12 protein-coding genes and 1 riboswitch are annotated in these 17286 nt (G+C 71.4%); of the genes, 8 read left to right on the top strand and 4 right to left on the bottom strand.

What is annotated here, in order from left to right; translation table 11 throughout:
• Window positions 1-39: 39 nt before the first annotated feature.
• Window positions 40-597: a MarR family winged helix-turn-helix transcriptional regulator gene (locus ACF088_RS38480; protein ID WP_392380627.1), complete on the top strand. Its 558-nt coding sequence runs from the start codon at window positions 40-42 to the stop codon at window positions 595-597.
• Here the strand turns inward: ACF088_RS38480 and ACF088_RS38475 are convergent.
• Window positions 527-1804, bottom strand: coding sequence for a serine hydrolase domain-containing protein (locus tag ACF088_RS38475; RefSeq protein ID WP_392380626.1), 1278 nt, complete (start codon window positions 1802-1804; stop codon window positions 527-529). The genes ACF088_RS38480 and ACF088_RS38475 overlap by 71 nt on opposite strands.
• Window positions 1805-2222: 418 nt before the next feature.
• Here ACF088_RS38475 and ACF088_RS38470 point away from each other — a divergent pair, with 418 nt between their 5' ends.
• The 3 genes from ACF088_RS38470 (at window position 2223) to ACF088_RS38460 (ending at window position 6406) form a co-directional block, all read left to right on the top strand.
• The gene (locus ACF088_RS38470; protein ID WP_392380625.1) at window positions 2223-2606 is read left to right on the top strand and encodes a hypothetical protein; all 384 of its coding nucleotides are present in this window, start codon (window positions 2223-2225) and stop codon (window positions 2604-2606) included.
• 393 nt (window positions 2607-2999) lie between these two features.
• Window positions 3000-3569: an ATP-binding protein gene (locus ACF088_RS38465; RefSeq protein ID WP_392380624.1), complete on the top strand. Its 570-nt coding sequence runs from the start codon at window positions 3000-3002 to the stop codon at window positions 3567-3569.
• Window positions 3570-4348: 779 nt separating this feature from the next.
• The gene (locus ACF088_RS38460; RefSeq protein WP_392380623.1) at window positions 4349-6406 is read left to right on the top strand and encodes a phosphocholine-specific phospholipase C; all 2058 of its coding nucleotides are present in this window, start codon (window positions 4349-4351) and stop codon (window positions 6404-6406) included.
• Window positions 6407-6614: 208 nt separating this feature from the next.
• On the opposite strand, the gene metE is transcribed toward ACF088_RS38460, so the two are convergent.
• Window positions 6615-8939, bottom strand: a complete 2325-nt coding sequence (gene metE, locus ACF088_RS38455) for a 5-methyltetrahydropteroyltriglutamate--homocysteine S-methyltransferase (protein WP_392380622.1) — start codon at window positions 8937-8939, stop codon at window positions 6615-6617.
• A gap of 170 nt (window positions 8940-9109) precedes the next feature.
• Window positions 9110-9297: riboswitch (cobalamin riboswitch) on the bottom strand.
• A gap of 177 nt (window positions 9298-9474) precedes the next feature.
• Between metE and ACF088_RS38450 the strand changes: the two genes are divergently transcribed.
• Both ACF088_RS38450 and ACF088_RS38445 read left to right on the top strand, forming a co-directional pair.
• The gene (locus ACF088_RS38450; RefSeq protein ID WP_392380621.1) at window positions 9475-10533 is read left to right on the top strand and encodes an aldo/keto reductase; all 1059 of its coding nucleotides are present in this window, start codon (window positions 9475-9477) and stop codon (window positions 10531-10533) included.
• Window positions 10534-10770: 237 nt separating this feature from the next.
• Window positions 10771-11235, top strand: coding sequence for a hypothetical protein (locus tag ACF088_RS38445; RefSeq protein WP_392380620.1), 465 nt, complete (start codon window positions 10771-10773; stop codon window positions 11233-11235).
• 24 nt (window positions 11236-11259) lie between these two features.
• Here the strand turns inward: ACF088_RS38445 and ACF088_RS38440 are convergent, their stop codons facing one another.
• Window positions 11260-12441, bottom strand: a complete 1182-nt coding sequence (locus ACF088_RS38440) for an Ig-like domain-containing protein (RefSeq protein ID WP_392380619.1) — start codon at window positions 12439-12441, stop codon at window positions 11260-11262.
• Window positions 12442-12878: 437 nt separating this feature from the next.
• Here ACF088_RS38440 and ACF088_RS38435 point away from each other — a divergent pair, with 437 nt between their 5' ends.
• Together ACF088_RS38435 and ACF088_RS38430 are read left to right on the top strand one after the other, a co-directional pair.
• Window positions 12879-14183, top strand: coding sequence for a streptophobe family protein (locus ACF088_RS38435; protein ID WP_392380618.1), 1305 nt, complete (start codon window positions 12879-12881; stop codon window positions 14181-14183).
• Between the two features lie 394 nt (window positions 14184-14577).
• Window positions 14578-16278: a solute carrier family 23 protein gene (locus ACF088_RS38430; RefSeq protein WP_392380617.1), complete on the top strand. Its 1701-nt coding sequence runs from the start codon at window positions 14578-14580 to the stop codon at window positions 16276-16278.
• 99 nt (window positions 16279-16377) lie between these two features.
• On the opposite strand, the gene ACF088_RS38425 is transcribed toward ACF088_RS38430, so the two are convergent.
• Window positions 16378-17103: a transcriptional regulator gene (locus ACF088_RS38425; RefSeq protein ID WP_392380616.1), complete on the bottom strand. Its 726-nt coding sequence runs from the start codon at window positions 17101-17103 to the stop codon at window positions 16378-16380.
• Window positions 17104-17286 lie beyond the last annotated feature (183 nt).

Raw genomic sequence — 17286 nt, 5'->3', positions numbered from 1 at the left:
GCCACCAGGCACGATGCCCCGGGCGGGTATAAAGGCGCCATGGGGCACGACGCGCAGCGCGTACCGCGGCAGGCCGGAGCGGCCGCGGCCGGCGAGGATCTCGATCACGACGTTGATCTCGATCACGACGTCGAGGAGGTCATCGCCGCGGTGCTGACCGCCTCCCGGCTGCTGGTCGGGATCTCCGCCCGCTCGCTCGGGCGCATAGCGCCCTCCCTCACCCTGCCCCAGCTGCGGGCCCTGGTGGTGCTGGACGGCCGGGGCCCGGTCAAACTCGCCGCACTGGCCGCGGCGCTGGGCGTCAACCCGTCCACCGCGATGCGGATGGCCGACCGGCTGGAGGCGGCCGGCAGCCTCACCCGGCAGACCAATCCCGGCAACCGCCGCGAGGTCGTCCTGAGCCTGACGGAAGAGGGCCGTTGCCTCGTTGCGCGGGTGCTGGCCGGCCGGCACGCGGAGATCGCCGAGATCGTCGCCCGGCTGCCGGCCGCCCAGCGCGCCGGGCTCATCGACTCGTTGCGCGCCCTCACCGATGCGGCGGGCGAGCCTCCCGTGGCGCCGCGACCGGCGCCGCCGCCCGAATCGGCCGCTCCCTGAGGTGGCCGGCGCCTGGCCGCCGGGTCTTTGCCAAGGCCTGGTACACCGCCCGGACCAGGCCGCGGTTGCGCGGGTCGTCGCCCGTCGTGCCGCCGCCGTACTTGTTCATGGTGTACGCGAAGGACAGCCGGTTCTCCGGATCCGCGAAGGCATACGAGCCGCCCGCGCCACCGTGCCCGAACGCCCCGGGGTTGGGCCCCGCCTGGCCCCGGTGGTTGAGCATGTAGCCGAGACCCCAGCGGTGTTCGTGGCCCGCAGGGGCGAGCGCGTCGATCGTCAGATCACGTTCGCCCGGCAGGCTCTGTGACCGGCGCATCGCTTCCAGGGTGCCGGGCCCGACGAGCCTGCCGCCCGCCAGCGCGCCGTACACCGTCGCCAGCCCATGGGCACTGGCATGGGCATTGCCCGCCGGGATCTCGGCCGACCGGTAGGCGGCGCTGTTGACATCGCCGGTGGGGATGGACATCAGCGCCAGCATCACCACGGCGAGCGGATGGTCGGCGAGCGTGTGGAAGGGCGGCTTCGGTACGCCGGGAAACTGCTCGGCGATCCGCGCCTCGTCCAGCCGCCCGACCATGTCCGCACAGCGGGCGTGCTCCGTTGCGGGGGTGCCGATGAACACCCCCGCGCCCAGCGGCCCGGTGATCTCGCTGCGCAGGAAGGTGCCGAGGGACTGCCCGGTGATCCGCCGTACGACCTCGCCCACCAGGTATCCGAAGGTCACCGCGTGGTAGCCCTGCGCGGTGCCCGGCTCCCACCACGGCGGGGTCGCCGCCAGGGCGGCGCATACCCGGTCCCAGTCGTAGGCGCACCCCTCGGGGAGCGGCTCACGGGGGGCGATCAGACCGGCGCGGTGGCTGAGCAGCCAGCGGACGGGTATGTCCTGCTTGCCGGCCTGCCCGAACTCGGGCCAGTACCGGACCACCGGCGCGTCGAGGTCCAACTCGCCCCGGTCCACCAGGAGATGGGCACACAGTGCGGTCATCCCCTTGGACGTCGAGTAGACGTTCACGAGGGTGTCGTGCTTCCAGGCGCGGGTCCCGGCGGCGTCCGCATGGCCGCCCCACAGATCGACCACCGCCTCACCCTCCACGGTCACCGTGACCGCCGCGCCGATATCGCCGTGCTCGCTGAAGTTCTGCTCGAACGCTTCCCGTACGCCAGTGAAGCCCGGTGCGCAGTGGCCGTCGACGGTGGCTGGTCCCACGGTGGCTCTCCTCGCGTCGTCCGAGTGCGGTCATCCCGTACTTCCGTACTTCCGTACTTCCGTACGTGCGTGCGGCGTCCCGTACCGGATGATCCGTCCAGGCCGATGCCCGTGGCAACCATGTGGGTCCGGACGGCTCAGCGGCGCGTGTCCGGATTCCGCCCCTGCCCCGCCGCCGTCCCGCCGCTGATCGTCACCCCCGGCCTCGCTCGTCTGCCGGCCTTCTGTGGCGGACCGGTGGGCGCCGAGGAGTTCACCCGGGTGCCGGAGGAGGGCCCGGACCGCGGCCGGTGCCGGGGCGAGGGGTGGCGCCCGTCCGCCTTCGGCCCTGCGGGTCTCCGGTCGCACACACCGGTCCGTGGGGCGAGCCTGGAAGCGTTCGGCTCCCGGAGGACGGCAGCAGAGGAAGGTCCCAACAGTGAACAGCGCGAAATCGGCAGGCACGCAGCATGTATCGGCCGAGGTGGTGGTGGAGCTGGAGAGCTGCGCGACGCAGGACGCGCATGCCGTCTTCAGCGCACTGCGCACCTCCTTCACCTCCGACCGGGCCGCGGACGACGTACCCGAGGAGGTCGCCGGGGCGGGCTCGACCGTGTGGACCTCGACCTTCGACGTGAGCGACCGCAAATCCGTGGCGGAGCCCCGCCGGCTGACCGCCCCCGTCCTGGTCAGCCTCCAAGGCGGCTACTGGGCCGTCGACCAACTGTGCAAGGGCCTGGAGTCCGCATTCGCGGTACACGTCCTCGGCACGGCCGCCGGCGACCAGGAGAAGGAAGTCGAGCTCCGGCTGGAATCCCGTTAGGCGGGAGCGGGGCGCACCCCGGAGGGGCGGGGAGGGCGCGACCGCGGGGCGCCACCGCGGCGCACGACCGCGGGGCACCACGAAGGCCCGGCCCGCGGCCTCTGCCCCGAGTCGTCCTCCGGTTGCGTGACCTCGGCTGCCTGACCTCCCGCTCACCCCGCTCACCCCGGACAGCGCCCTGACGCGGCTGCGGACCGGCCGGGACGGGGCTGCGGACCGGCCGGGACGGGGCCGCGTCAGGGGACTCCGACCGCTCATGATCTGTTGCGGAACCCGCCCAGCGGAGTCACCATGACAAATGACCCATACGTGATAAATGCTCACTCTTCGTGTTTCGGGGTTCGTTGGTCCAACGAGGTGAAGGGCGTGAGCCTCGCGGTGAGGAGCCACGACATGACACTTCCCGGCGACCGGCACTACACGGTCGAACTGCATGCTTCGGCGGAGCGGGTGCCGCACATCCGGCGGATCCTTGCCGCGCACCTGCGGTACTGGGATCTCGAACTGCATATCCCGCCCGTATGCCGGGGAGTGGCGGAACTCCTGACCAATGTCCATCGCCATATCGGCCCGGACGCCCGGTGCGTCGTCGAACTCCGCTGGAGCGGCCGCCACCTCACCGCGTCCGTCGCCGACGAGGGCCCGCGGCTGCCGAAACTACGCTCCGCGGCCGGTGGCGGACTCGCCACAGTGGCGGCCCTCAGCGACAGTTGGGGCACCTGTGGCACTCCGGACGGCAAGGTCATCTGGTTCACCCGCCGGGTCGAGGCGACCCGCAAGTCCCGGCTGACCAGTCGCACTCCGCTGCGCAGCGTGCCCGACGCGAAGGGCCAGCCGGCGATGCCTCCGGCCGTACCGGTCGAGCCGCTCGTCGAGCCCGTCCCCGCGGCCGCGCCCGAGGTCGCCGCCGCGGCCGCTGCCGAGGCCACCCCGGCGTCGTCGTCCGCGGTGCTGCTCGTCTGACGTCGTCTGACGCACCTCTGGTTCCACTCGCCCGGCCCGCCACCGGCCCGCCACCGGCCCGCCGACGAGGCGCTGACGCCGACCTCCGTCACGCCTCCCGGGCGGGCCGGTATCCGTCCGCCCGGCCCCCCCCCGCGGGCGCGCCGCTACGCCGCCGCGGCAGTTGAGGAGTTCACCGCGGCGGTCGTGCCGTCGTGCCGTCGTGCGGTCGTGCCGTCGCGTTCGCCGCCCCGCGCCGCGCCGCCCGCCCCGCGCCGCGCCGCCCGCCCCGCGCCGCCCCGCCCCGCCCCGCGCCGCCGAGCGCGTCACCGCACCCGGACCTCCCGCCGCGCCGCCGAACGTGACGCCTGTCCGGTCCCAGGTGTTCAGCTCCCTGGTGTTCACCCGCCGCTCACCGTAGCGTGGCGCGCCGGGGCGGTGGGAGGGATGCTCGCCCGCCCCGTTCCAGGCCTTGACCCGCCCCGCGTTGCCCTGCCGCGAAGCCGCCCGGCGGACGTGCGGCCGCGCCTGCCGCCTCTCGCGTCCGGGCTCCGCCCGCCGCCCTCCCGCGCACCGCCGTGCCCACCTGCCCCGGGATGCCGACCCGCCCCGCACGACCAGGGAGTTCGTCGCGCGTACGGCGATGTGTCACACCTGGGACACCCCCCCTTCCCCGGGCGCCGTTCCTCTTGGAACACTCTGCTGACCCGGTTTCCTCACAGCTCCCGGCAACACCGCACAGCATCGATCTCCCTATCGCGAACGCCCCCCCACACACACGACATGAGGTCCCCAAAGTCATGGCTGAACTGAATCGGCGCCGTTTCCTCCAGATAGCCGGCGCCACCGCGGGCGTCTCGGCCCTGTCGAGCAGCATCGCCCGTGCGGCGGCCATCCCCGCCGCGCGGCGCTCCGGCTCCATCAAGGACATCGAGCATGTCGTCGTCCTGATGCAGGAGAACCGTTCCTTCGACCACTACTTCGGCTCGATGAAGGGCGTCCGCGGCTTCGGCGACCCGCGCCCGCTCATCCTCGACAACGGGAAGTCCGTCTGGCACCAGCCGGACGGCTCCAAGGACGTCCTGCCCTACCACCCGGACGCCGAGAACCTCGGTATGCAGTTCATCGAGGGCCTCAACCACGACTGGGCGGGCGGTCACAAGGCCTGGAACGACGGCAAGTACGACAGCTGGATCCCGGCCAAGGGCACCGGGACGATGGCCCATCTGACCCGCAAGGACATTCCGTTCCACTACGCGCTCGCCGATGCGTTCACCATCTGCGACTCGTACCACTGCTCGATCATCGGGGCCACCGACCCCAACCGCTACTACATGTTCTCGGGCCATGTCGGCAACGACGGCTCGGGCGGCGGCCCGGTCCTGGGCAACGAGGAGGAGGGGTACAGCTGGACCACCTACCCGGAGCGGCTGGAGAAGGCCGGGGTCTCCTGGAAGGTCTACCAGGACATCGGTGACGGCCTGGACGCCGACGGCAAATGGGGCTGGATCGAGGACGCCTACCGCGGCACCTACGGCGACAACTCGCTGCTCTTCTTCAACCAGTACCGCAACGCTAAGCCCGGCGACCCGCTCTACGACAAGGCCCGCACCGGCACCAACGCCAAGCAGGGCGACGGCTACTTCGACCACCTCAAGGCCGATGTGAAGGCCGGCAAGCTCCCCCAGGTCTCCTGGATCGCCGCCCCCGAGGCCTTCTCCGAGCACCCCAACTGGCCCGCCAACTACGGTGCCTGGTACGTCTCGCAGGTGCTGGACGCGCTCACCTCCAACCCCGAGGTGTGGAGCAAGACCGCCCTGCTCATCACGTACGACGAGAACGACGGCTACTTCGACCACGTCCTCCCGCCCTTCCCGCCGGCCTCCGCCGACCAGGGCAAGTCGACCGTCGACAGCAAGCTCGACAGCTTCGGCGGCAACGCCACCTACTCCGCTGGCCCCTACGGCCTCGGCCAGCGCGTTCCGATGCTGGTCGTCTCACCCTGGAGCACCGGCGGTTACGTCTGCTCCGAGGTCTTCGACCACACCTCCATCATCCGGTTCCTGGAGCGCCGCTTCGGTGTGCACGAGCCGAACATCTCGCCGTGGCGGCGTGCCATCTGCGGCGACCTGACCTCCGCCTTCGACTTCGGCCTGGAGGACACCAAGCCGGCCGCGCTCCCGGCCACCGACGGCTTCCGGCCGCCGGACAAGGACCGGCACGACAGCTATGTGCCGAAGCCGCCCGCCAACCCCGTGCTGCCCAAGCAGGAGCCGGGCTCCCGGCCGTCCCGTCCGCTGCCGTACGCGCCGCTCGTCGACGGGGCCGCCGCTCCCTCCACCGGGCGCTACACGCTCACCTTCAGCGGCGGCGACAAGGCCGGTGCCTGCTTCACCGTCACCGCGGGCAACCGCACCGACGGCCCCTGGACGTACACCACGGAGGCCGGCAAGCAGATCTCCGACACCTGGAACACCTCCTACTCCAAGGGCACTTACGACCTCTCGGTGTTCGGCCCGAACGGCTTCCTGCGCTCCTTCAAGGGCGACGGCAAGAAGGCCGGCCCCGAGGTGACCGCCCGCCACGACGCGACCGCCGGCCGCATCGAACTCACCCTGACCAACCACGGCAGCACCGACTGCCACCTCACCGTCACCCACGCCTACGGCGGGGCGAGCGAGACCTACACCGTCCGCGCGGGCGCCACCGTCAAGAAGCCGGTCGACCTGCGCAGCAGCAAGCGCTGGTACGACCTGTCGGTCGCCGCCGACACCGACAGCACCTTCCTGCGCCGGTTCGCCGGCCATGTGGAGAACGGTGAGTCGGGCGTGAGCGACCCGGCGATCATCACCGGCTGAGCGGACGGATGTCGGCGGGCGGCCGCCGGCGGACGGATGGCGAAGGACGGATGGCAAAGGGCGGACGACACGGGTCCGGCGCGCCGGACCCGTGTCGTACGGCCCGCTGCCCGCCTGTCTCGGCGCCACAGCCGGCCCCGTTCGCGGCTCCCTGCGGCCCGGGCCGGGGCCGGCACCCCCCGGGCGCCGGCCCCGGCCCGGGCCGCCGTCAGGAAGCCGCGCCGGGCAGGCTCCCGCGGACCTCGCGGGCCGCGGCGACCAGGTTCTCCAGGGCGGCCCGCACCTCGGGCCAGCCACGGGTCTTCAGACCGCAGTCGGGGTTGACCCACAGCCGCTCGGCCGGGATGGCCTCAAGTCCCTTGCGCAGCAGGGCCGTTGCCTCGTCCACGCCCGGTACGCGCGGCGAGTGGATGTCATAGACACCGGGACCCACCTCGCGCGGATACCCCGCCGTGGCGAGCTCCCCGGCGACCTGCATATGGGAGCGGGCCGCCTCCAGGCTGATGACATCGGCATCGAGGTCATCGATGGCCCGCAGGATGTCGCCGAACTCCGCATAGCACATATGGGTGTGGATCTGGGTGTCCGGGCGGACTCCACCGGTGGTGAGGCGGAACGCCTCGGTGGCCCAGGCCAGGTACGCGGCGTGGTCGGTGGCGCGCAGGGGCAGGGTCTCGCGCAGCGCGGGCTCGTCGACCTGGATGACCGACGTTCCCGCAGCCTCCAGGTCAGCCACCTCGTCGCGCAGGGCGAGGGCCACCTGCCGTGCGGTCTCGCCCAGCGGCTGGTCGTCGCGGACGAAGGACCAGGCGAGCATGGTGACCGGGCCGGTGAGCATGCCCTTGACCGGCCGGTCGGTGAGCGACTGGGCGTACGTCGTCCAGCGGACCGTCATCGGCTCGGGCCGGGAGATGTCCCCGGCCAGGACCGGCGGGCGGACGTAGCGGGTGCCGTAGGACTGGACCCAGCCGTGCCGGGTGGCGAGATAGCCGGTGAGCTGCTCGGCGAAGTACTGCACCATGTCGTTGCGCTCCGGCTCGCCGTGCACCAGGACATCGAGGCCGGCCTTCTCCTGGAAGGCCAGGACCTCGCGGATCTCGGCCGAGATGCGCTCCTCGTAGCCCGCGGTGCCGATCCGGCCGGCCCTCAGGTCGGCGCGGGCGGTGCGCAGTTCGGCGGTCTGCGGGAACGAGCCGATGGTGGTGGTCGGCAGCAGCGGCAGCCCGAGGTGGGCGCGCTGGGCGGCGGCCCGCCCGGCGTACGGCTGCGAACGGCGGCCGTCGGCGTCGGTGACGGCGGCGGCCCGGGAGCGCACGGCCGGGTCGTGGGTGAGGGCGGAATTCGCCCGGGAGGCCAGGTCGGTGCGGTTGGCGGCGAGTTCGGCGGCGATGGTGTCGGTGCCCTGCGCCAGACCGCGCGCCAGCGTCACGACCTCCGCGGTCTTCTGCCGGGCGAAGGCCAGCCAGCGGGCGATCTGCGGGTCGATATCGCGCTCGGCGGCGGCGTCCAGCGGGACGTGCAGCAGGGAGCAGGAGGTCGAGACATCGATCCGGTCGGCCAGGCCGAGGAGCGTGCCCACCGTGGCCAGCGACTTCTCCAGGTCGTTGATCCACACATTACGGCCGTCGACGACACCGGCGACCAGCCGCTTGCCGGGCAGTCCGCCGACCGCCGCCAGATCCCCGAGGTTGCCGGCCGCGGCACCGGTGAAGTCCAGCGCCAGACCGTCGACGGGCGCCTTCGCCAGTACCGGCAGCGCCTCGCCCAGCCGGTCGAAGTACGAGGCGACCAGCAGCCGAGGGCGGTCGGGGAGGGCGCCGAGGTCGCGGTAGGCGCGGGCCGCGGCGTTCAGCACGGCGGGGGAGCGGTCCTGCACCAGCGCCGGCTCGTCCAGCTGCACCCAGTCGGCCCCGGCCGCCCCCAGATCGGCGAGGACCTCGGCGTAGACGGGCAGCAGCCGGTCGAGCAGGGTCAGCGGATCGAAGCCGGCCGCAACACCGGGCGCGGGCTTGGCCAGCAGCAGGTAGGTGACCGGTCCGACGAGGACGGGGCGGGCGGCCAGACCGAGACCGAGCGCCTCGGTCAGCTCGGCGACCTGTTTGGCGGAGTCCGCGGCGAAGACCGTGTCCGGACCCAACTCCGGCACCAGATAGTGGTAGTTGGTGTCGAACCACTTGGTCATCTCCAGCGGCGCCACCTCCTGGGTGCCGCGGGCCATCGCGAAGTAGCCGTCGAGGGCGTCGTCGGCGACGGCGTCGCGGTGGCGGTCCGGGACAGCGCCGACCATGACGCTGGTGTCCAGCACATGGTCGTAGTACGAGAAGTCGCCGGTCGGCACCTCGTGGACACCGGCCTCGGCGAGCTGCCGCCAATTTCCCCGGCGCAGTTCGGCGGCGGTGCCGCGAAGGGCGTCGGCGCTGACGCGGCCCTTCCAGTAGCCCTCGATGGCCTTCTTCAGTTCACGGTTCGGCCCCTGACGGGGGTAGCCGTGCACGGTGGCGCGTGCTGCCGCGGCTGCGGACGTGCTGGTCACGGAACTCTCCTTCGCGAGTATGTCTCCATGGACCGCGGGACGGTCGAGGACGCGAAGGGACGGCAATCCGGACGGGTCCCGGCGCAAGCAAGCCGGACGTACCCGTCTGATGTCCGCCGACCCGCCCTCGAGGTCACCGTGATCTCCCCGTGCACCGGTCGCACGGGGGCACTGGCAGGTCTTCGGACTCGCGGGCACGTCCGCCAAGGGCGGACATCTACTGGCCATCGCTTCCCAGACCCGGCCGGGCCCAGTGCGTATGACGGCGGTCGTTCCCACTCACCGCTGCGGGGCAGTCCCGGACTTCCACCGGGTTCCCTCTTGCGACGCGCCTGCCTGGTGGACAGGGCGAACCAGTTGCCCGGCCCACCCTAGGGCATGTCTCCCCAGGGCGTGCCCTGGACGACCCGCCCGGATCGCGCCATCGACGAGGCCGGCACCGGGCCCGACCGTCGGCCGCGCCTTGCGCTGGAGCGCGCTCCAGCTCCTAGCGTGAGCGCACGACCGGAGAGCTGGACCGATTGAAGGGAACCACGTGCGCTACACACTGTTCGGCAGGACCGGCCTGCGGGTGAGCGAGCTGAGCCTGGGTGCCATGACCATCGGCGAGGACTGGGGCTGGGGCGCGGCCAAGGACACCAGCGGCCGGATCCTGGACGCCTACGCGGATGCCGGCGGCAACTTCATCGACACCGCCAACAACTACACCGAGGGCGCCTCGGAGCGGATCCTGGGGGAGCTGCTCGACGGCCGCCGGGACCGCTTCGTGCTGGCGAGCAAATACACCTGCGCGACCCGCAAGGGCGATGTGAACGCGGCGGGCAACCACCGCAAGAACCTGGTCCGGTCGGTGGAGGAGAGCCTGGAGCGGCTGCGCACCGACCACCTCGACGTGCTGTGGGTGCACGCCCGGGACAACTTCACGCCCGTGGAGGAGGTGATGCGGGCGCTCGACGACCTGGTGCGCTCGGGAAAGGTGCTCTACCTCGGCGTTTCCGACTGGCCCGCCTGGGAGATCGCGCAGGCGAACACCCTTGCCGAGCTGCGCGGCTGGACCGCGTTCGCCGGCTCGCAGCTGCGCTACAACCTGCTGGAGCGGACGCCCGAGCGCGAACTGCTGCCGCAGGCCCGCGCCTTCGACCTGGCCGTGCTGGCCTGGGCGCCGCTCGCGGCCGGGCGGCTCACCGGCAAGTACCGCCGCGGGGAGACCGGCCGGCTGGATGTCGTCGGCGAGACGGACCGGCCGGACCACCGCACCGAGGAGACCGTCACCGCGGTGCTGGAGATCGCCGAGCAGGGCGGCTGGAGCCCGGCGCAGGTGGCGCTGGCGTGGCTGCGCAGCCGGCCCGGCAACATCATTCCGATCATCGCCGCCACCAAGGAGAGCCAGCTGCTCGACAACCTCGCCGCGGTGGAGGTCACGCTGGACGCCGATGCGAAGGCGCGGCTCGACCGGTGCAGCGCGGTACCGCTGGGCTTCCCGCACGACTTCCTGCGGGAGCCGGGCATCACCGAGAACGTCTACGGCGACCGCTGGGCCGAGATCGAGGACCGGCGCTCCACCTACCGCCGTACGACGAGCGAGATCCGCTGACCGGCGCCGTCTCGCCCCGCCCGGAACGGCGTCGGCGCCCGCCCGGACATCTCGCCGCCTGCCTGCCCGTCGGCCCGCCCGCCTGCCCGCCCGTCGGCCCGCCCGCTACGCCGAACGCCGCCGCCCGGATGGCCGGGCGGCGGCGTCTGCGGTCTATTGAGGTGTGTGCGGACCGACGGGGCAGGGCGGGCCGGTCCGAGGGAGACGGGCGCCCGATGAGAGAGGCTTGGAGAAGCCGTGGCACCAGACGACTCCGTACCGTCCCGCGGGCGGCCCGGCCGCGGGCGGTCCGGCCGGACCGCCCGCGGTGTGGCACGGCTGCTGGCGGCGGCCGGGCTGGCACTGGACGCCTACGTCCACGCCCGGCTCGCCGGCTGGTACGACGGGGTCACGGCGACCATCAGCCAGGGTCTGCTCTTCCGTATCGAGGCCGCACTCGCCGCACTCGCCGCCGTGCTCGTGCTGATCTGGCGCCGGCCGGCCGGCGACACCTTCGCCTGGCTCGTCGCGACCGGCGGACTCGCGCTGCTGCTCCTCTATACCTACGTGGACATCGGCGCGCCGGGACCGCTGCCGGACATGTACGAACCGGGCTGGAGCGCCGATAAACAGCTCGCGGCCCTGGCCCAGGCCATCGCCGTCCTGGCCACCGTCTTCCTGCTGCTCACCCGCACCCGCGGCCCCGCCAGGCACCGCAGATGACCGGCTGAACGACGGCCGCCCGGGTCAGTGCTGCAGCGCGCTGCGCTGCTGCCACTGCGTCCAGCTCTCCTGCCAGACCTCCAGGCCGTTGCCGACGTCGGTCTTGTTGGTGTTGCTGGTGCCCTTCACCTCGACCGTGGAGCCGATCGGCAGGAAGTCGTAGATCTTCTTGGCGTCCGAGGTGCTCATACCGAAGCAGCCGTGGCTGTTGTTCTCCACACCGAGCGACTTGTTCCACGGGGCGGAGTGCAGAAAGGTCCCGGACGCGGTGAGGTGGGTGACCCACTTGGAGTCCAGGCTCCACTCGTTGCCGTGGCCGATGGTGGCGGAGTCCATCGTCTCGGCCGCGTTCTTGCTGCGTACGGTGTGCACACCGCCGCGGGTCGGGTCCTGCGGGGAGCCCGCGGAGCCGGTGATGCTGCCGACGCTCTTGCCGTTCTCGTACATGGTCAGGGTGTGCGAGGGCACATCGATGACGGCCTTGTGATCGGCGCCGATGCGGAAGCCGAAGTTGTAGTCACGGGCGAACCAGCCGCCGTCGTCACCGGAGTTGATTCCGGACAGTGCGCCCTTGACGGAGACCTTGGTGCCGGCCGGCCAGTAGTCCTTGGGGCGCCAGTCGATCCGGTCCTTGCCGGAGTAGTCCTTGACCCAGCCCCAGGCACCCTCGACCTTCGGCTGGGTGGTGACCTTCAGCGCCTTCTCGATGTCGGCGCGCCGGTCCTTCGCCACCGGGTGGTCGAAGAGGATCGACACCGGCATCCCGGTGCCCACGGTCTGCCCACCGCCGGGGGTGTTGGTGAGCTTGTTGACCTTGTCGGCCTGCTCCGTGGTGAATTCCGAGGTGGCGGCGGCTTCCTTGCCCTGCGCCGACTTCGTCCTCGTCCGCACGGTGTAGGTGGTCTGCGGCTTGACCTTGCCGTCCGATTTCCATGACGTGCCGTCACCGGCGAGCTGCCCGGTGACCGTGCCGCCCTTGTCGTCCTTGACCTCGACCGAGACGAGCTTTCCGTCGTCGGCCCGCACGGATATGTCCGAGCCGAGCTTGACCGACTTGTTTCCGGCGGCCGGGGTGACGGTCACCTTCGCCGCAGGCTGCTCCGCCTTCGGCTCATCGGCACCCGGCCCACACGCGGTCAACAGCGTGCCCGCCGCTATCAGAGCGGGTATCAACCGTGCGGAGTGGCGGCGTGATCCGGCGTACACGGGGGTCCTTCCCAAGCAGAACAACTGACAGTGGCGGAGCACGGCCCCGTGCGGGGGTAACCGTCGAGGGCTGCCCATGCCCCACCACATAGGCAGAGGGGCTGTGTGCTCCGGTGGTTGTCCGGTGCGCCGGATCATTAGGACACAGTTCGATATCGGGCCCCTGGGAGGGCGGGAAAGCGGCGGGTGTCCTTCCGGTAGCCCGCCGCTTGACGCCGCCCGCAAGCGGGGTGCCGCGCCGGTGCTTACGGTGGTGTGTGCATCCCGTGCATCCCGTGTATGCCGGAGATGCGCCGGAGAGGTATCCGGTGCCGCCGTTCCGAGGTGCGGTTCCGCGCTGCCGTTCCGCGGTGCCGATCCCTCTCATCCAGGCGTCGGCCAAGGTGTCCTTGCAGACGGATCGTTGGTACACGGTCCCGTGACCGGCAGGAGAGAGCGTGAGCCAGATGCGAGGCCCCGCGCCGGCCGGTCCGCCGGGCCCGGTACGCCGCCGCGGCGCACCGCCCGCGGTCCGGGCCGGGGCGGAAGCGCTCGGCGCGGCAGTGGCGGGCATCGTCACCATGACCGTGGTCGCCGCGCTCGGCCTGTGGGCGGCGGGCGCGGCGGACCTTCCCGGCGGGGCGTTCCCCTCCGTGGTCGCGGCCACCGTGCTCGTCGCGGCAGGTGGTTCGGTCGGCCTCTCCGGCGACGTCGGCGGCCTCGCACAGGCCGATGCCGCCCTGGACGTCGTACCGCTGTCGGTCACGCTCGCCGGTGCGCTGGTGACCGCCGCCGTCTTCCTGCTGCCGCTGCGCCACCGGGCGGTGGCCGGCACCGGGGAGCTGCTCGCCCGGGTCGCCCGAACGGCGGTGTGCTGGCTGGTGCTTCTGCTGCTGCTCACGCTCGCCGCCCGGCACAGCTTCCGGATCACCGTGGGCAACGACCTGGCCGACCGGCTCGGCGCCGAGCTGGGCGCCACCCCCACCGTCGGCTTCCAAGCCGATGTTCCCGCGACGCTCGGGGTCGGACTGCTGTGGATCCTGGCGGTGCTCGCGCTGACCTTCCTGGTCTCGCGCCGGGCCCCGCTCTCTCCCCGGCTGCTGCGCTTCCAGGACTCCGTACGGCCGCCCGCCTTCGCCATGCTGCTGACTCTGCTCTGCTATGTCGTGATCGGGCTGGTCATCGGCATCGTCGAGCTCGTCACCAAGGACCACCCGGCCGAGACCTTCGCCGCCATGTTCCTGGGACTGCCGAACCTCACCTGGATGGCGCTGGGCATCGGCACCGGCGGAGCCTGGGTGGGACATGTCGACAAGGCCATCGGGCTGCCCCTGCCGCACGTCCTCGACCAGGTCCTGCGCACCCACGGGAAGCGGACCCTCGACCTCGGTTCGCTGGCCGAGTACGACGGCCGGGCCTGGCTCCTGGTGGCGGTGGCGGCCGTGGTGCTGCTCGTTGCGGCCTTCACCTCGGCGGTCCGCTCCCCGGCCCGGCGGCCGGCCTGGCGGCACGCCGTCGAGATGGCCGTGGCACTGGCGCTCACCCTGCTGGTCGTCGGCCTGCTCACCCGCATCTCCGCCCACTACGGGCTCTCCCTGATGGGCGTCGGGGACCTCGGCGGCGACCTGGGCGGCGAGGTCACCCTGGAGCCGCAGCTCCTCCGGCTGGTGGGCGTCGGCCTCGCCTGGGGGCTGGTCACCGGCTTCCTCGGCGCCTTGCCGGCGCGGCGCGTACGCCATCCGGGCGAGGTGGAGCAGGCGTAGCGGAAGCCGCCGCCTGCGGGGGCGCCGCCCCCCTCCGTCATCAGTCCGAAGTCAGTCCGAGTTCTCCCCTTTCCCCCTCCCAAAACAGGACTTCGGGCCGTGATCCCCCTTTATGCGAGCGAATGTGACGGGTTACTCGCGAGAAATGGTGCAGGTCAACTAAGGTGAACGCTCCGATTAGTCCACTTGTAAATTCCATGGAAATGCCGGAATTTACTGCGCTGATCGAAGGAAGTCCTACCGAACCAGGACACACCGTGCAGCGCAGGGCTTACGTGGTGTCGGCAACACCGCTCAACGTCGGCTTTGTAAGACCCAGCCGGCCCGTCCGTCACCCGGAACGCGACGGCGCCGGTTCCTTCTTATTCACCTACCTCGCGAAGGCAAGGCAGAGATGGCACGAGTCTCCCGACAAAACCCCCAGCAGTTCTCCCGCCAGCAGGCCCACCCCGTCGACGAGGTACTCCCCGTCGCCAAGCTCACCCTCTACGGGTTTCAGCACGTCCTCGCTTTCTACGCGGGAGCGGTGATCGTCCCGATCATCCTCGGGAACGCCCTGGGCCTCTCCCATGAGGAGCTCGTCTATCTGATCAACGCGGACCTGCTGACCTGCGGTGTCGCCTCGATCATCCAGGCCCTCGGCATCTGGAAGATCGGTGCCAGGCTGCCACTGGTCCAGGGCGTCACCTTCACCGCGGTCTCGCCGATGATCGCCATCGGGCTGGGCGCGGGCGGCGGGACCGCCGGACTGCTCGTCGTCTACGGCGCGGTGATCACCGCGGGCATAGCGACCTTCCTGTTCGCGCCATTCTTCAGCAAGCTGGTGAAGTACTTCCCGCCGGTCGTCATCGGCACCATCCTCACCATCATCGGCCTCACCCTCATCCCGCAGGGACTCCAGGACGCGGCCGGCGGTGCGCAGTTGATCGGGCACCCCGGATACGGCGATCCCAAGAACCTCGCCTATGCGCTGGGCACCCTGCTCTTCGTCCTGCTCGTGGTCCGGCTCGGGAAGCCGTTTCTGAGCAGCCTCGCCGTACTGCTCGGCCTGGTCGCCGGTACCACGGTCGCCTGGCTCTTCGGCGATGTGGACTTCAGCGCGGTGGGGAGTGCCGACTGGTTCGGTGTCAGCACGCCCTTCCACTACGGCATGCCGAAGTTCGAGCTGTTCCCGATCATCGCCATGGTCGTCGTCATGATGATCACGATGGTGGAGACCACCGGAGACGTCTACGCCATCGGGGAGATCACCCGTAAGAAGGTCGACAACGCCACCGTCGCCAACGCCCTGCGCGCCGATGGTGTCGCCACCGTTCTCGGCGGCGTGTTGAACTCCTTCCCCTACGTGGCCTTTGCCGAGAACATCGGCCTGGTGCGGATGTCGAAGGTCATGAGCCGGTTCGTGGTGGTCGCGGCCGGCGGCTTCATGATCGTCCTGGGGCTGCTGCCGAAGGCGGGCAGCGTGGTGGCCGCGATTCCGCATCCGGTGCTCGGCGGCGCCGCGATCGCGATGTTCGGCATGGTCGCCGCGGTCGGCATCCAGATCCTGGGCAAGGTGGATCTGCGCGAGGAGCGCAACGCCCTGATCCTGGCGGTCAGCCTCGCCGCGTCGCTGCTGCCCAACGCCGTCGCGCCGTTCTTCGAGCGGATGCCGGAGGACGTCCGGGCCGTCCTCAACAGCGGTATCACGCTGGGCAGCCTGACCGCCGTCCTGCTGAACCTCTTCTTCAACGTCTTCACCCGCCGCAGCACGATGGAGATCGACTGGGACGACATCGAGGACGACGGGCCGGAGGAGGCACACGGACCGCTGGGAGCGCACGAGCCGGTCGGCGCGCACGCGCCGGCGGACCCGTTCCCCCCGCAGGGCCCGCACACCCAGCAGGGCCCGCCCATGCAGCAGGGCCTCTACGACCCGCAGGGCCCGCACACCCCGCACACCCAGCAGGGCCCGCACACCCAGCAGGGCCCGCCCATGCAGCAGGGCCTCTACGACCCGCAGGGCCCGCACACCCCGCACACCCCGCAAGGCCCGCACCACCCGCAAGGTCCGCCCGGACCGCAGGACCCGCGCTGGGGCGCCCCCGGCCGCTGAGCCGTCAACGGCCGCTGAGCCGCCAACGGCCGCGGGCGGGGAGGGAACCGCATCCCGGTCCCTCCCCGCCCGCTGGTGTCCGTCCCCTCGCCGCTCCCGTCAGTGGGTGGCCACGGAGTTGAACGGCGGTGCTTCGCCCGCATCCCCGATCAGGTCCCAGAAGTGGTCGACCAGCCGGCGCAGATACGCCGAGCGCTCGGCCGCGACCTCCTTGAGCCGGGAGTCGTCGTTCCGCGCCACCACATGCCCCATGTAGCGCTCGGAGAACTCCGCGAACTCCGCATGCATCGTGCGCAGGGCATCGCTCACCCGGGTCTTGTTCAGTGTGGTGATCTTCGCGATCGCCCCCACATGCCCCTTCCAGCGTCCGTCGATGGCCGACCGCAGATGCCCGGCCAGCTCGTCGTGGTGCCCCATCACCCCGATCAGCTTCCGCAGCGACAGCCCCAACGCCTCCACCAGCGCCTTGGTCTGCCGGTAGTCGCCGCTCCACTGCTGCGCCGACTCGGCCGCCCAGTACAGGGCCGGGTCCATTCCGATCAGCTGCGCCAGCCGCTCCACGCTCAACTGGCGGGCCATCCGGTGTTCGGCCAGGGTCCGGGGCTCGACGCCCATCAGCACGGTCGGCCGGCACCACAGGACGTCGGCCAGGGCGAAGAGCTGTGCCTCGGACGGCGCCTGGGTGCCGTACTCCCAGGCCTCGATCAGCTCGGGACGGGCCGGCGCGCCGCACGCCGTCATGGCCTGGGCGACCTGAGCCGTACTCAGGCCCACCCGGGCCCGCGCGGATCTGGCTTCTGCGGGGGAAAAGGGAGTGCTGTACACCTACGGGACACCTCGCTGCACCCGGCGAACGGGGGGTGCTTGGGGGGAGAGGAGATGGAGGAACATCCAGGAGCGGGCAGATTAACAGATGGTCGATAGGTACGAATCTCCAGTTCCCCATCGAGTCGAAGGCGGACAAGGGGTGCGAGGGCGGACGCGCAGAAGATGTGCACTATCTGTCCG

Origin of the sequence: Streptomyces sp. NPDC015125 (genome assembly GCF_043080045.1) — a bacterium.
GTDB lineage: Bacteria > Actinomycetota > Actinomycetes > Streptomycetales > Streptomycetaceae > Streptomyces.
Note: the sequence above shows the minus strand (reverse complement) of the source record. Positions and strands in the feature narration are given on the sequence as shown.